At 69.1% G+C, this 15,124-nt stretch carries 11 protein-coding genes; 6 read left to right on the top strand and 5 right to left on the bottom strand.

Annotated elements, in window-relative coordinates; all coding sequences use genetic code 11:
• Window positions 1-187 precede the first annotated feature (187 nt).
• The gene (locus ACNI65_RS18900) at window positions 188-673 is read right to left on the bottom strand and encodes a thioredoxin family protein (protein ID WP_416758639.1); all 486 of its coding nucleotides are present in this window, start codon (window positions 671-673) and stop codon (window positions 188-190) included.
• Between the two features lie 112 nt (window positions 674-785).
• On the opposite strand from ACNI65_RS18900, the gene ACNI65_RS18905 reads away from it, so the two are divergent.
• The 4 genes from ACNI65_RS18905 to ACNI65_RS18920 all read left to right on the top strand — a co-directional run bounded on the left by ACNI65_RS18905 (window position 786) and on the right by ACNI65_RS18920 (window position 4,202).
• Complete coding sequence (locus ACNI65_RS18905; RefSeq protein WP_416758640.1) at window positions 786-1,700, top strand: DUF808 domain-containing protein; 915 nt, start codon at window positions 786-788, stop codon at window positions 1,698-1,700.
• A 6-nt stretch (window positions 1,701-1,706) separates the two neighbouring features.
• A complete protein-coding gene (locus ACNI65_RS18910) occupies window positions 1,707-1,949 on the top strand; it encodes a hypothetical protein (RefSeq protein WP_416758641.1) in 243 nt (80 codons plus the stop codon).
• 77 nt (window positions 1,950-2,026) lie between these two features.
• Entirely contained in the window at window positions 2,027-2,638 is a 612-nt protein-coding gene (locus ACNI65_RS18915) for a UPF0149 family protein (RefSeq protein WP_416758643.1), read from the top strand.
• A gap of 61 nt (window positions 2,639-2,699) precedes the next feature.
• A complete protein-coding gene (locus tag ACNI65_RS18920; protein ID WP_416758644.1) occupies window positions 2,700-4,202 on the top strand; it encodes a M48 family metalloprotease in 1,503 nt (500 codons plus the stop codon).
• A gap of 18 nt (window positions 4,203-4,220) precedes the next feature.
• Here the strand turns inward: ACNI65_RS18920 and ACNI65_RS18925 are convergent, their stop codons facing one another.
• Window positions 4,221-6,899: a prolyl oligopeptidase family serine peptidase gene (locus ACNI65_RS18925; protein ID WP_416758646.1), complete on the bottom strand. Its 2,679-nt coding sequence runs from the start codon at window positions 6,897-6,899 to the stop codon at window positions 4,221-4,223.
• A 217-nt stretch (window positions 6,900-7,116) separates the two neighbouring features.
• Here ACNI65_RS18925 and ACNI65_RS18930 point away from each other — a divergent pair, with 217 nt between their 5' ends.
• Window positions 7,117-7,740 (top strand): hypothetical protein, encoded by a 624-nt coding sequence (locus ACNI65_RS18930; protein ID WP_416758647.1) that lies wholly within the window; start codon window positions 7,117-7,119, stop codon window positions 7,738-7,740.
• Window positions 7,741-7,805: 65 nt separating this feature from the next.
• Window positions 7,806-8,096 (top strand): hypothetical protein, encoded by a 291-nt coding sequence (locus ACNI65_RS18935; RefSeq protein WP_416758648.1) that lies wholly within the window; start codon window positions 7,806-7,808, stop codon window positions 8,094-8,096.
• Between the two features lie 225 nt (window positions 8,097-8,321).
• Here ACNI65_RS18935 and ACNI65_RS18940 read toward each other — a convergent pair whose 3' ends face one another.
• From ACNI65_RS18940 to uvrA, 3 genes are all read right to left on the bottom strand, one after another.
• The gene (locus ACNI65_RS18940; RefSeq protein ID WP_416758649.1) at window positions 8,322-8,486 is read right to left on the bottom strand and encodes a hypothetical protein; all 165 of its coding nucleotides are present in this window, start codon (window positions 8,484-8,486) and stop codon (window positions 8,322-8,324) included.
• Window positions 8,487-8,631: 145 nt separating this feature from the next.
• The gene (locus ACNI65_RS18945; protein WP_416758651.1) at window positions 8,632-9,174 is read right to left on the bottom strand and encodes a hypothetical protein; all 543 of its coding nucleotides are present in this window, start codon (window positions 9,172-9,174) and stop codon (window positions 8,632-8,634) included.
• A 186-nt stretch (window positions 9,175-9,360) separates the two neighbouring features.
• Complete coding sequence (gene uvrA / locus ACNI65_RS18950) at window positions 9,361-14,997, bottom strand: excinuclease ABC subunit UvrA (protein ID WP_416758652.1); 5,637 nt, start codon at window positions 14,995-14,997, stop codon at window positions 9,361-9,363.
• Window positions 14,998-15,124 lie beyond the last annotated feature (127 nt).

Consider the following 15,124-nt stretch of genomic DNA (forward strand, 5'->3'; position numbering starts at 1 on the left):
CCCGCCCCCCTGTTCAAGGCCCGGGCGCAAGACTTGACCCCTGATCACGGGGCCCGCGATAGCGTTGGGGCTATCGGGGGTCAGGACTCCACAGCAAAACCTGGAACCGCTGCCTACGCATGGGTCCGCAGCGCGCGAAGGCTGACCGATCGGCCGAACGATCGGCTGACCGACTGGCTGACGCGCCTCAGCGCTTGCCCAGCGAGTTCAGCACGCCCATCACGGCGTCCTCGCCCATGTTGCGCGCGTCGGCGAGTTCCCCGCCCTGCGTGGTGCCGAGCACCTGCCCGTCGCCGGCCAGCACGGCCACGGTCGGGATGCCCTTCTTGAGCGTCACGCCCATCTGGTTGGCGACGTCGACGTTCTTGTCGAAGCGCCCGACGTTGACCTTCACCGTGACGAAGCGCTTGTCCACGGCGCCGCCGAGGTGACCTTCGTTGAAGCCCTTGTTCAGCGCCAGGCAGTCCTTGCACCAGTTGGCCCCGTAGACCACCAGCACCTGCTTGCCATCCTTGGCGGCGCGGGCGACGGCCTTGTTGATGTCGGCGCGGGCGTCGGCCTGCTCGTCATAGGGACCGGCGGCCGTGTCGGCGGCATGGACCGGGGTGACGGACACCGCCGAGAACGCGATCAGCGCGGCGGTGAGGAACTGGGTGGCGGTGCGGCGTTTCATGACGCCGGAGTGTGCCACTGCAGCAAAACCGTGACGAAGGTGAGGGTCGTCATCGGGTACAAAGGCGGGTTTCGCACAAATCATCACTTTCAGGGAACGGGACTCTTCCGCCATGGCCTCCAGCCTGCTCGCATTGCTCGACGACATCACCACGGTCCTGGACGACGTGGCCCTGCTCTCCAAGATGGCCGCCAAGAAGACCTCCGGCGTGCTCGGGGACGACCTGGCGCTCAACGCGCAGCAGGTCGCCGGCGTGAGCGCCGACCGCGAGCTGCCCGTGGTCTGGGGCGTGTTCAAGGGCTCGCTCGTCAACAAGGCCATCCTGGTGCCGGCCGCGCTGGCCATCAGCGCGTGGGCGCCGTGGCTGGTCACGCCGCTGCTGATGGTCGGCGGCGCCTACCTGTGCTTCGAGGGCGTGGAGAAGCTCGCCCACAAGTGGCTGCACACGGCCGAGGACGACGCGCACGCCGCCGCCCTGTCCGAGGCGGTCGCCCATCCCGAGGTCGACCTCGCCGCGCTGGAGAAGGACAAGGTCAAGGGCGCGATCCGGACCGACTTCATCCTGTCGGCCGAGATCATCGCCATCACGCTGGGCACGGTGGCCGAAGCCAGCTTCACCACGCGCGTGCTGGTGCTGTCGGGCATCGCGCTGCTGATGACGATCGGCGTGTACGGGCTGGTCGCCGGCATCGTCAAGCTGGACGACGCCGGCCTGTGGCTCAGCCGCAAGGCCGCGGCCTGGCAGCAGGCGCTGGGCCGCGGGCTGCTGTGGCTGGCGCCCTGGCTGATGAAGGCCCTGTCGGTGGCGGGCACGGCGGCGATGTTCCTGGTCGGCGGCGGCATCCTGACGCACGGCGCGCCCTTCCTGCATCACGCGATCCAGCACGTCGTGGAGACGCTGGGCGTGGGCGGTTTCGCCAAGACCCTGGTCGAGCTGCTGGGCGACGCCGTCACCGGCATCCTGGCGGGCATCGTGGTCGTGATCGCGGTCACCGGTATCCAGCGGCTGCGCCATCGCCGAGAATGACGCCCCATGAAGACGCATCACATTGAAGTCCAGAAGTTCAAGGCCGCCTCGAATTCGAGCACCAGCGGCCTGGTGACCTTCAAGGTGGACGCCCTGCTCAAGGAACGCGAACCGGTCGACGGCATCGAGCCGAGCACGCTGCTCGTCATGACCGAGGCCAACGCGCGCGTGCTGATGGCGCTGCTCAAGACGCAGCTGACCGACATGGACGGGCGCAAGCCCAAGAGCCGTCACGGCCGCCACGGCTGACCGGGCGTCCCCTCTTTTTCAAGACCCTCAAGACCCCCGAGACCTCCCCCGAGGCCTCCTCGCTTCCAGGATCCGACATGGACTTCCCGCAGTACCAGCCCGACAAGGCCCTCTACACCCCGCTGACCGACGACGAGTTGTCGGACCTGGACGATTTCCTGTCCGAGATCGACAGCGACGCCGCGATGAACATCGAGGCGCTGGACGGCTACCTGAGCGCGCAGCTGCTCAGCCCGCTGCCGCTGAGCGACAAACCCGGCGCCGAATGGATGAGCCCGGTCTGGGGCGGCGGCGACCCGTTCGCCAGCGGCAAGCAGCGCAAGAAGATCGCCCTGCTGCTGCTGCGCCACGTGCACAGCCTGGCGGTGCAGTGGTCGACCAAGCAGGACGAGTGGGAACCGATCTTCAGCGTCGCCGAGGAAGGTGAGCAGCAGCTCGTCGACGCCGAGGACTGGTGCACCGGTTTCATGATCGGCGTGGACCAGGACGGCGAGGCGTGGACGCCGCTGTTCGATCACGTGAAGACGGCGGCCGCGCTCGCCCCGATCGCGCTGCTGGGCGGCGACGAGAGCCAGCTGAGCGCCGAGGACCAGGAAAAGCTCACCGACCTGCACTGGCGCGACGCGCTGAGCCGCGAGGTGCCCGAGGGCGTGCTCACGCTCTGGACGCTGCGCTCGCAGGCCGACTGATCCGACTGATCCGGCCGTTGCGACTGATTCGTTCGTTCCGACTGAGCTGACGAGGACCCCGATGCGAGCCCTGGCGCGCAAGTTCCCACTCGCCGCGCTGACGGCCGCCTTGCTGGTGGCCGGTTGCGGCACCAACGTCGTCAACCCGGTCACCGGCCGCACTGAGCGCAGCGCGATGAGCCTGCAGCAGGAAGTCGCCGCCGGCCGCGAGGGCCACCAGGACGTGCTCAAGGAGTACACCGTGGTCGAGGATCCCAAGCTGCAGGCCTACGTGTCGGCGCTGGGGCACAAGCTCGCGGCCCAGTCGCACCGGGCCGAGCTCGAGTGGCATTTCACCGTGCTGGACAGCCCCGAGGTGAACGCCTTCGCGCTGCCCGGCGGGTATGTCTACATCACGCGCGGGATCCTCGCCGTGATGGAGAACGAGGCCGACCTGGCCGGCGTGATGGGACATGAGATCGGCCACGTCACCGCCCGGCACGGCGCGCAGCGGGCCACGCGCCAGCAGAACGCCGGGTTCGGCGTGCTGGCGGCGACGGTGCTGGGCGCGGTGCTGGAATCGCGCGGCATGAGCGGCGCGACCGAATCGTTGGGGCAGGCCTCGCAGAACGTGGCGGCGGGCTACATCGCGTCGTACAGCCGCGACCAGGAGCTGCAGGCCGACCAGCTCGGCGCGGAATACCTCTCACGCAACCGCTACGACCCGCGGCACATGATCGACGTGATCCAGGTGCTGAAGGACCAGGAGCTGTTCGCGGCCGATCAGGCCCGCGCGCAGGGCCGGCAGGCGCCGAGCGGCAACAGCTGGCTGGCCTCGCATCCGAGCAATGACCAGCGGCTGCAGCGCATCCGTGACGAGGCCGCGCAGCTCACCGGCGGCCAGACCGTGGACGAGAACCGCGCGGCCTTCCTGCAGGCGATCGACGGCATGGGCTTTGGCGACAGCCCGTCCCAGGGGCTGGTGCGCGGACAGCAGTTCCTGCATCCGACGCTGGACATCGCGCTGACGGCGCCGGCGGGCTGGTCGCTGCAGAACGGCGCCGAGTCGCTGACGGTGATGAGCCCGCAGCGCGACGCGGCCCTGATCCTGCAGCCCGTGCCGCAGAAGGCGGGCACGGTGCATGCGGACATCCTGCGGGCCTGGGGCGCGGAGCAGGGCAACACCGACACGCGGACGATCAACGGCTTGAAGGCCACGCATTTCAGCGGCGTGCGCCGCAACGCGCAGGGCCAGCGCGGCAATGCCGAGCTGACGCTGGTGACGAGCGCCAAGGGCGCGGTGTACGCGCTGGTCTACGCGGCCAAGGACGCGCAGACGCTGCAGGCGCGGCGTGCCGGGCTGGCGCAGGCCGAGGACAGCTTCCGGGCGCTGAGCGCGGAAGACCGCAGGGCGGCCCGGCCGTGGAAGATCGCCTTGCGCGCCTTCCCGGCGGGCGGTTTCGCCGAGATGGCGAAGGGCTCGGTGCTGACCGAGGCGCAGCTCAAGCTGCTCAACGGCCGCTACGGCGGTGAGGCGCTCCCGAAGACGGGCGAGCGCGTGAAGACGGTGGTCGCGGCGCCCTGACGAGCGCCGCGAGGGGCCTCACTTCTGTTGCGCGGCGCCCAGGTGCGCCAGCCAGAAGGCCTCGTACTTGCGGTGCCAGCCCACGGGCTTCACCGCGCCGCCCAGGGCGTGCTCGCCGTCCGGATCCAGGAAGAGCTCCACCAGACCTTCCTTGCCCGACTCCAGCAGCGCGCGGTACACGTTGACGGTGTCCTGGTACAGCACGTTGGGGTCCTGCATGCCGTGCACCAGCAGCAGCGGCTTCTTGAGGTTCTTCGCCAGCGGCAGCAGCGAGAACTTGCGCAGCACCGGCTTGGAGCGGTCGACCTTGCCGATGGTGCGGCCGCTGTACCAGCTGTTGTAGTTCTCCCATTCCGTCGGACCCGCGCCCGCGATGCCGGCCGCGAACAGCTCAGGCTTCGTGTACATCGTGTACTGCGTCTGGAAGCCGCCGAAACTCCAGCCGTTCAGGCCGATGCGCGCGCCGTCCACGCCCAGGTTGCCCTTCATGTACGCGGCCAGGTCCTCGAGGTCCTCGGTCTGCGGCGCGCCCGGCTTCTCCCAGTTGGCGTCAGCGAACTTCTCGCCGTAGTTGGAATGGCCGCGCGGGTCCACCGTCACCGTGACGTAGCCGTGCTTGGCCGCCATGTACATCGCGAAGACATACCCGGTCGGCTGGAAGCTGTCGGTCTCCACCGAGTGGCGGTCGTTGAGCGGGCCGCCGTAGGTGTAGACGATCGCGGCGCGCTTGTCGGTCGGCGCCCAGCCCAGCGGCTTGAAGACGTAGGCCGGGATCAGGTCGCCGTGACGGTTCTTGAAGCTGAAGCGCTCCGGGCGCAGCACGTCGACGTTGGCCCAGGCCGGGTCATGGCTTTGCGTCAGCAGGCGGCCGGCGTCGGCACCGGAGGCGGTGGGCTGGCCCTTGAGCAGCTTCAGCTCCGGACGCTCGGCCCAGTTGCCGGCCACGGCCGCGGCCCACTGGCCGTTGCGCGCGACGGCGGCATTGCGGTGGTAATCCGGCGAGCGGCCCAGCGCGGTCATGCGGCCGTCCTTGAGCTCGACGCGCCAGACGTTCATCGCGGCGTAGTCGTCCTTGTTGGCCACGACGAACATCGACTTGGCGTCCGGCGTGAAGCCCAGCACCTGGAAGGCCTCGAAGTCACCGGTGACCAGCGGCTTGACCGAACGGTCCGCGCCCGCGGCCAGGCTCATCGCATAAGGCTGGCGCCAGCCCTTGTCGGCCAGGATCAGCACCAGCTGCTTCGAATCCGGCGTGAAGGACGGCGTCATCACGTTGACCAGCTCGTGGTGGATGGGCGCGCGACGCTCCAGCACCATCTCCGGCTTCGCGTCGCCGGGCTTGCCCAGATAGACGCGGAACAGGTCCTTCTCGCGCTCGAAGGTCGCGAAGGCGTACTGGCTGCCGTCGCGGGCCCAGACGACCGGCGAGATCTCGAACCAGTAGTCGCCGCCCGGATGCGTGAACACCGGCTCGGGCTGGCGCTCGGGCGCGGCACCGGCGGCCGGCACCTTGCGGATGTAGATCGCCATCGACGGGATGCCGCGCTTGTCGTCGGAGACCTCGCGGTCGACCTTCTTGGCGGTGGCCCAGCGGTCGCCGTAATTCATGATCTCGACCTGCCGGCCCGCGCGGGGCAGCGGCTTGCCGTCGGCACCGACCAGCGGCGCGGTGGCGGTCAGCGCCATCCAGCGGCCGTCCTCGCTCATCACCGTCTGGGCGATGCGGAACTTGCGGTCCTCGTCGTCGGGCGTGAACAGCTCGCGGTTGATCACCTCGATGCCGGCATTGGCCAAGCGCACGCGCAGCACGCGGGTGTCATCCTGCACGATCAGCGACTGGTCGTCCGGCGCGTACGCCACCGGCCGGAGCTGACGGCCCGTGGCGAGCAGCGGCTCGGCGCGCTCGGCACCGGCCTTCCAGCGCAGCAGCTGACCGCGGTAGGCCAGCACCAGCTCATCGCTCTTGGCCGCCCACACGAACTGCGACACGCCGGGATAGAGGTCCTCGGGCTTGAGCTTCTCGCGCTCGCGCTTCTTCTTGAGCTCGTCGCGGAGCTCCCACAGCGCCATGTCCTTGGGATCCTTGACCGGCTTTTTCGCCTCGGCGGCGGCGCCCGAAGCGGCCGAGGCCGGCGCGGCGGCAGCAGCAGGCGCTTCGCCCCAGGCGGCCTTCTCGGCGGCCTTGCGTGCGTCGTCGCGGGCCTTGCGCTCGGCGAGTTCCACCTTCAGCTCGGCGATCGCCTTGCGTTCCCACTGCTCCAGGTCCACCGCCTCGCCGCGCAGATAGGCGGCCTGGGCTTCCTCGCGGGTCTGGCGCTCGGTCTGCTCGTCGCGCTTCTGGCGGAGCTTCTTCGCGTAGCGCTCGAGGTTCTCCGGCGTGTCGACCGCGGCCATCGTCGCGGGCGAGCTCACGCGGACCGTCTTGCCGGTCTGCGTGTCATGGACGTACAGGTCGCTGCCCGGCTCGCCAAACGGGTTCCACAGGTAAGCGACGTAACGGCCGCTGGCGCTGAACTTCACATCCTTGGCTGCCTCGCCGCGGTAGGGCTCGGCGCGGAACAGCTGTTCCAGCGTCAGCGGCCGATTGGCCACGGCGACCGGCGCCGCGGTCGTCGTCTGCGCCAGCGAACCTTCGCTGGTGCCCAGCCCCGTCGCCAGGGTCGCCAGCGCCAGGGTAGTCAGGATCCATTGCTTCAAATCGTTGCTCCAGCCCCTCGGGGGTCGGTTGGGGACGCGGGATTCTAGGGAGCCGCTCAACAACTGCTTACCGCTGGGCTGTGCACCGGATCCGTCAAGCGCGCGTTAACCGTCCATACTTTCCCTAGGCTGGCCGCTTCCGGACCGCTGAACCATGACCTCCGGCAGGGGGATCGGGATCGCAGGACGAACGGCACGCACCGAAGAGAGGTTTTCGATGAAGCACCTGATTCAACGCATCCTAGGCGCCGCGGCGCTCGCCCTCGGCGCGCTGGGCGCGCCAGCGGCCTTCGCGGGCGACGTGGGGGTCTCGATCAGCGTGGGCCAGCCGGGCTTCTATGGCCGGATCGACGTGGGCAATGTGCGTCCGGACGTGGTCTACGCGCAGCCGATGATGATCGAGCGCGTCTATGAACCGGCTCCGCCGCTGTACCTGCGGGTGCCGCCGGCGCATTACCACTCGTGGGCGCGCCATTGCGGCTACTACCGCGCGTGTGGCCGTCCGGTGTATTTCGTGCGGGAGGACTGGTATTCGCGGACCTACGCGCCAGCCTATTACGGCCGTCCGTATCCGCGTCCGCTGCCGGTCTACGCGCCGCCGCCGCCGCCGCGCTGGGAGCCGCCGCGCCGCGACCACTGGGATGGCCGCCGGGACTGGCATGACCACCGCGACGATCGTCGCGGCTGGGAAGGCCGCCGCTGGGAAGAGCGCCGCGATGACCATCGCGGTGGCGACCGCGGAGCCTGGGACCGGGGCGATCGCGGTGACCGCGGTGACCGAGGCGGTGACCGGGGCGATCGAGGTGACCGTGGCCATGGGCATGGCCATCACCGCGACTGACGAGCGAGGCTCGCGTATAGTCAGCGCCTTACACGCCAGCAAGGCGTGATTCACGGCGCCGACGCATGTTCTCCAAAGCCCTCGCCGCTCTCGGTCTGCTGATCTGCGTGTTCCTCGCGATCGACATGGCCCTGCCTTATCGCCACCAGATGGCGTGGCGCGCGTGGCTGAAGCGGCCGGGACGTTTCAGCCCGGCGAGCTGGCGAGGACGGTTCAGTTCCCGTGAACGGCGCCGCGCGGCGCACGATGCAGCGTTGGACGCCATCGCCCGCGCCAAGAACCGGTCGGGCACCTGGGACGGCAACGTCTATCACGGTGACGACTTCGAGCAACGGCAGCGGCGAAAGCCGCATTGAGGGTTCAAGCCCTTCGGATGTCTCGCTCGGCTTACCAGCCTAGCTTCGCCGCCCGTGCGTGAATCTCCACGAGGATGGCCTGGTACTCCGGCGACCGGGGATCAAGAGGCTCTCGCCGGCCAGGAATATGGCTCGAAGTACGTACTCGTGGCAGTTCAACCTTCGGGTCGGCACGCCGCTGTTTCGGAGCGCACCGCCGCTGCAGTGCTTCTGCAAAATCGATGATCAAGTCGTATCTCCTGGGATAGCGAGAAGCGTGTCGGGCGCGCTTCCGCCGCACGCGTAGCGGTACGCAGTGTGGAAATGCGTCGAAGCAGCAGCTTCGAAGTCGGTGTAGTTGTCCATGTACTCCGGCAGCACCTTGTTGGCCGCGTCCTCACGGGTGGGCATCCAGAGACCCGAACGGCGCGCCTTTCGTGTCCCGGATCGGAATGCGACTGGGAAGAGGCGAGGCGCGATCCCCTCGAAGTGCTCAAAGGAAACGCGATCCTCCGCCTTCGTCCCTACACCTTCTGCATCCGCCGTATCAGCGGGTTCAGGCATGGCCTCGAAACGGATCGAGTCGTGGTGCAGGGCTTGAGCCAACCTCTTCAGGCCGCTTGAGCTGGTCGAGGAGGTAGGCCGTCCGTCCCGGAACAGCAACCGGGGCCCGGTCGCTCAAAGGCGCACGGGATCGTTCCGCCAGAACACGCTCCACCGCATATTCGGCCAGCAGGTGAACGTCATCGGACGCTTCGCGCATGCGCAACGCGGCCATCTGCAAGCGGCGACGACGTGCGAATTCTTCAGACCCGGGAGGCGATTCGACGATCACGTGTCCAGCCTCGAGCGCCGCTTCCAGACACGCGCTCAGCTTCAACCGAACGACTGCATAGCCATGATCGATCAGGCTTCGTTCCGTCGCCTCAACCACCCCATCCAACCCGCACCCCACCGGCCCCGCGAACGCAATCACGATCTCGTTGGATTGCCTCGACGCCAATCGCTGCATCAAGGTCCTCGAACCCGTCATCCGCTCATCGTTGCGGGCCACGCCGTCCGGCCGAGACACCCTCTCCTTCAGCTTCGCCTGTCCCATCACCCACCTCGCATCCGCGCCGCGAAAGCCGATAAGTTTCCAGCCGCGATTCAGCGCTGAACAGCCGTTGTCGGACGAACCTTGATCGAATGAGAAAAGGGCCGGAACCGCGTTGCCACGCAGCCACCGGCCCCTCTTCAGCGGGATGTCGTCAGCGCCTGGTCAGCGCCGCGATATCGCCCGTCATCACCGCCGCGCCAACACCGGCCTCAATGCGTTCCCCGTGTGCGTGCCCTGCTCGACCAGCGTTTCCGGACGGCCCTGGGCGACCACGCGGCCACCCGCCGAGCCCCCCTCCGGTCCCAGGTCCAGCACCCAGTCCGCCTCGGCGATCACGTCCAGGTCGTGCTCGATCACCACCACGCTGTGACCGCCATCCACCAACCGGTGCAGCACGCGGATCAGCTTCTCCACGTCGGCCATGTGCAGGCCCACCGTCGGCTCGTCCAGCACGTACAGCGTGTGCGGCGCCTTCTGCCCGCGGCGCGTGACGTCGTCGCGCACCTTCACCAGCTCCGACACCAGCTTGATCCGCTGCGCCTCGCCGCCCGACAAGGTCGGACTCGGCTGACCCAGCGTCAGATAACCCAGCCCCACGTCCTGCAGCAGCTTCAGCGGATGCGCGATGGACGTCATCGCGGCGAAGAACTCCACCGCCTCGTCGACCTCCATCTGCAGCACCTCGCCGATGCTCCGGCCACGCCAGCTCACCGCCAGCGTCTCCGGATTGAAGCGCTGACCATGGCACTGGTCGCACAGCACCTTCACGTCAGGCAGGAAGCTCATCGCGATCGTTCGCATGCCCTGGCCCTCGCAGGCCGGGCAACGCCCCTCGCCGGTGTTGAAGCTGAAACGCCCCGGCCCGTAACCACGAGCCTTCGCCTCCAGCGTCTCGGCGAACAGCTTGCGGATCGCGTCCCAGAAACCGATGTAGGTCGCCGGGCAGCTGCGCGGCGTCTTGCCGATCGGCGTCTGGTCGACCTCCAGCACCCGGTCCACCTGCTGATGGCCCTCGATGGCCTCGCAGCCCAGCCAGCTCGACGGCGCCCGGCGCAGCGGCACCGCCGCGGCCATGTTGGCCAGCAGCACGTCGCGCGCCAGCGTCGACTTGCCCGACCCCGACACCCCCGTGATCGCCACCAGCCGGTGCAGCGGCACGTCCACCGTCACGCCGTGCAGGTTGTGCAGCGTCGCGTTGAGCACCGTCAGCCGCGGCGCGTCCGCCAGCATCTCGCGGCGCTCCTTGATCGGATGCACCAGCGGCTTGGACAGGAAGCGTCCCGTCAGCGATTCCGGGTTCTTCGCGATCTCCTCGGCCGTGCCCTCGGCGATCACCCGTCCGCCGCGCTTGCCCGCGCTCGGACCGATGTCGATGATGTGGTCTGCGCGCCGGATCGTGTCCTCGTCATGCTCGACGACGACCAGCGTGTTGCCCTTGTCGCCCAGCGTCGAGAGCGCCTTGAGCAGGATCTGGTTGTCCCGCGGATGCAGGCCGATGGTCGGCTCATCCAGCACGTAGCACACGCCCTGCAGGTTGGAGCCGAGCTGCGCCGCCAGCCGGATGCGCTGCGCCTCGCCGCCCGAGAGCGTCGGCGCCGCGCGGTCCAGCGTCAGATAGCCCAGGCCCACTTCCTCGAGGAACTCCAGCCGGCCGCGGATCTCGCTGATCACGTCGCGCGCGATTTCCGCGTCACGGCCGGTCAGGGTCAGGCCCGCGATCCACTGGCGCGCCTCGGTCACGCTCCACAACGCGACCGTGCCGATGGTCTCGTGCTCGAAGCTCACCGCGCGCGCCACCGGGTTCAGCCGCGTGCCGTGGCAATCGGGACACGGCGCGTCGCTGAGGTCCTCGATCTCGGCCTCTTCGGCCGGGAAGCTCTGCTCGCGGCCGCGGTTGTCCTTGTCCTGCTGGCTGTCGTCGAGCGCCTTGCGCTGCTCGCGCGTCAGCGCCAGGCCCGTGCCCACGCAGGTGCCGCACCAGCCGTGCTTGGAGTTGTAGCTGAACAGCCGCGGATCCAGTTCCGGATAACTCGTGCCGCACTGCGGGCAGGCGCGCTTGGTCGAGAACACCCGCAGCGCGCCGATGCCGCGCGTCGCCTGCGCGTTGCGCAGCGCGTCATGCAGCCCGTCCAGCGGCGACAGCACGTGCACGACGCCCTTGCCGTGATCCAGCGCCTTGGCCAGCAGCTCGCGCAGCGCGGCTTCCGTCTCCGGCGTCACCGTCATGTCGCCGACCGGCAGCTCGATGCTGTGTTCCTTGAAACGGTCCAGGCGCGGCCAGGGACTCGTGGGCAGGAACTCGCCATCCACGCGCAGGTGCGTGTGGCCGCGCTGCTTGGCCCACTTCGCGAGGTCGGTGTAGACGCCCTTGCGGTTGACCACCAGCGGCGCCAGCAGCCCGATGTGCTGACCGCGGTAGTCGCGCAGCAGCTGCGCGGCGATGGCCTCCACGCTCTGCGGCCGGACCGGCGTGCCGTCGTTGGCGCAGTGCTGCACGCCCAGCTTCACGTAGAGCAGCCGCAGGAAGTGCCAGACCTCGGTCGTGGTCGCGACCGTGCTCTTGCGTCCGCCGCGTGAGAGCCGCTGCTCGATGGCCACCGTCGGCGGAATGCCCCACACCGCGTCGACCTCGGGCCGGCCCGCCGGCTGCACGATGGACCGCGCATAGGCGTTCAGCGACTCGAGGTAACGACGCTGGCCCTCGTTGAACAGGATGTCGAAGGCCAGCGTGCTCTTGCCCGAGCCCGACACCCCCGTCACCACGTTGAACTTGCCGCGCGGGATGCTGACGTCGACCGACTTCAGGTTGTGCTCGCGCGCGTTGACGATGCGGATCGCCTCGTCGGCCTTGCGGCGCTGGCGCAGCAGCGACTGCAGCGGCTTGCCCTCGGCGATCTTCACCGGCGCGCGGTCCATCTCCGCGGCGTACTCGCGCAGCGCCTGCGCGGTGTGCGAGGTCGGGTGATCCTTGAGCTGCTCCGGCGTGCCGGTGGCCACGACCAGGCCGCCGTCCTCGCCGCCCTCGGGGCCCAGGTCGATGACCCAGTCCGCGGCGCGGATCACGTCCAGGTTGTGCTCGATCAGGATCAGCGAATGCCCGGCCGACAGCAGCTTGCGCATCGCGCGCATCAGCTTGGCGATGTCGTCGAAGTGCAGCCCCGTCGTCGGTTCGTCGAACAGGAACAGCGTCCCCTTCGTCGCCGTCGCCTGGCGCGGCTTGGAGGCGGCCTCGGCCAGATACCCGGCCAGCTTCAGGCGCTGCGCCTCGCCGCCCGACAGCGTCGGAACCGGCTGGCCCAGCGTCAGGTAGTCCAGCCCCACGTCCGACAGCGGCTGCAGCTTGTTGATGACCTCGCGGTCGTCCTTGAACACGCCCAGCGCCTCGGTCACGGTGAGCTCCAGCACATCGGACACGCTGAGCTGGCGCCCCGCCCGTTCGAGCTTGACCTCGAGGATCTCGGCGCGGAAGCGCTTGCCGTCGCAATCGGGGCAGCGGAGGTACACGTCGGACAGGAACTGCATCTCGACGTGCTCGAAGCCCGAGCCGCCGCAGGTCGGGCAGCGGCCGTCGCCGGCATTGAAGCTGAACATGCCCGCGCCGTAGCTGCGCTCCTTGGCCAGCGGCGCCTCGGCGAAGCGCTTGCGGATCTCGTCGAACACGCCGACGTAGCTCGCCGGGTTGGAACGCGCGGTCTTGCCGATCGGCGACTGGTCGACGAAGACCGCGTCGGCCAGCCAGTCCGCGCCCAGCAGCCGGTCGTGGGCGCCCGGGGTCTCGGTGGCCTGGCCGAACCAGCGCGCGAGCGCCGGATAGAGCACGTCCTGCATCAGCGTGCTCTTGCCCGAGCCCGACACGCCCGTCACCGCGACCATGCGCTGCAGCGGGAACTCGACGCTGACGTTCTTGAGGTTGTGCTCGCGCGCGCCTTCCAGGATCAGCCGCGGCGTGCCCTCCTCGACGGCGCGCTTGAGGCCCATGCCCACGTGCTTGCGCGCGCCGAGGTAGGCGCCGGTCAGCGTGTCGGCGGCGCGGATCTGCTCGGGCGTGCCGTCGAAGACGATCTGGCCGCCCTGCTGGCCCGGGCCGGGACCCATGTCGATGAGACGGTCCGCGGCCAGCATCACGGCGGGGTCGTGCTCGACCACGACCAGCGTGTTGCCCGCGTCGCGCAGGCGCTGCATCGCCTGGACGATACGGTTCATGTCGCGCGGATGCAGCCCGATGCTGGGCTCATCCAGCACGAACAGCGTGTTGACCAGCGAGGTCCCCAGCGCCGTCGTCAGGTTGATGCGCTGCACCTCGCCGCCCGAGAGCGTGCGGCTCTGGCGGTCCAGCGTCAGGTAGCCGATGCCGACGTCGCACAGGTACTTCAGCCGGTTGCGGATCTCGTCGAGCAGCAGCTTGAGCGCCTCGTCGAGCATCGATCCCGGCAGCTGCAGCTCGTCCATGAAGCGGCGCAGCCGATGGATGGGCAGCTGCATCAGGTCATGGACCGACAGGCCGGGCAGGTCCTCCAGCTGCGCGCGGGTCCACTGGACGCCCTCGGGCAGGAAACGCTGCGCGGGCGGGAGCGCCGCGTCGGCGAGCGCCTTCGTGCCGATGCGCCACAGCAGCGCCTCGGTCTTGAGCCGCGCGCCTCGGCAGGTGGGGCACTCGGTGTAGCTGCGGTACTTGGACAGCAGCACCCGGATGTGCATCTTGTAGGCCTTGCTCTCCAGGTAATCGAAGAACCGGCGCACGCCGTACCACTGCTTGTTCCAGTTGCCGTTCCAGTTCGGGCTGCCCTCGATGACCCAGTCGCGCTGCGCCTGCGTCATCTGGTTCCAGGCGGTGTCGCGCGGGATGCCGGCGTCGCCGGCGTACTTCAGCAGGTCGTCCTGACACTCCTTCCACGCCGGCGTCTGCATCGGCTTGATCGCGCCGGTGCGCAGCGTCTTGCGCTCGTCCGGAATCACCAGGCCGAGGTCCACCCCGATCACGCGGCCGAAGCCGCGGCAGGTCTCGCAGGCGCCCATGGCCGAGTTGAACGAGAACAGCGCCGGTTGCGGATCGGCGTAGCGGATGTCGCTCTCGGGGCAGTGCAGCCCGGTCGAGTAGCGCCACAGCGCCGGCTCGACGCCCTCCTCCGGGCTGAGCACGTAGACCGTCATGCGGCCGCTGCCGCGCTTGAGCGCCAGCTCAATGGCCTCCATCGCGCGGGCCTGCTCGACGCCCTGCATGCGGAAGCGGTCGGCGACGACATCGAGGATCTTGCGCCCGCCCACGACGCGCTCGGACTGCACGCGCGTGAAGCCCGAGGCCGACAGCCACTGCTCGACCTCGCCGGCGCTCACCGTCTCGGGCAGCTCGACCGGGAAGGTCAGCACCAGGCGCGGGTCGTCGCCCACCGTGCGGGCGAGCAGCTCGGCGTGGATGGTCTGCGGGGTGTCGTGACGCACCGGCAGCGCGGTCTCGCGGTCGAACAGGTCGGCGCCGCGCGCGAAGAGCAGCTTCAGGTGGTCGTTGAGCTCCGTCATCGTGCCGACCGTGGAGCGGCTGGTGCGCACCGGGTTGGTCTGGTCGATCGCGATGGCGGGCGGCACGCCGTCGACCTTGTCCACGGCCGGGCGGTCCATGCGGTCCAGGAACTGGCGCGCGTAGGCGGAGAAGGTCTCCACGTAGCGGCGCTGGCCCTCGGCGTAGAGGGTGTCGAACACCAGGCTGGACTTGCCCGAGCCGCTGGGCCCGGTCACCACCGTCAGCTCGCCGGTGCGCAGGTCCAGGTCGAGGTTCTTGAGGTTGTGCTGGCGGGCGCCGCGGATGCGGATATCGGCGTCGGACATTTGGCGGTACGGGGCCGGGGAGCCCCGGAAAAGGCAGTGGGCGATGATTCTAGAGAGCGCGGAGGTCCAGCTTTGGCAGCAGAGAGGGACAAGGCTCGCGCTGCGACCGGATGGACACAGTGGTAAG

Source organism: Roseateles sp. So40a (assembly GCF_048081605.1).
Taxonomy (GTDB): Bacteria; Pseudomonadota; Gammaproteobacteria; order Burkholderiales; family Burkholderiaceae_C; genus Roseateles.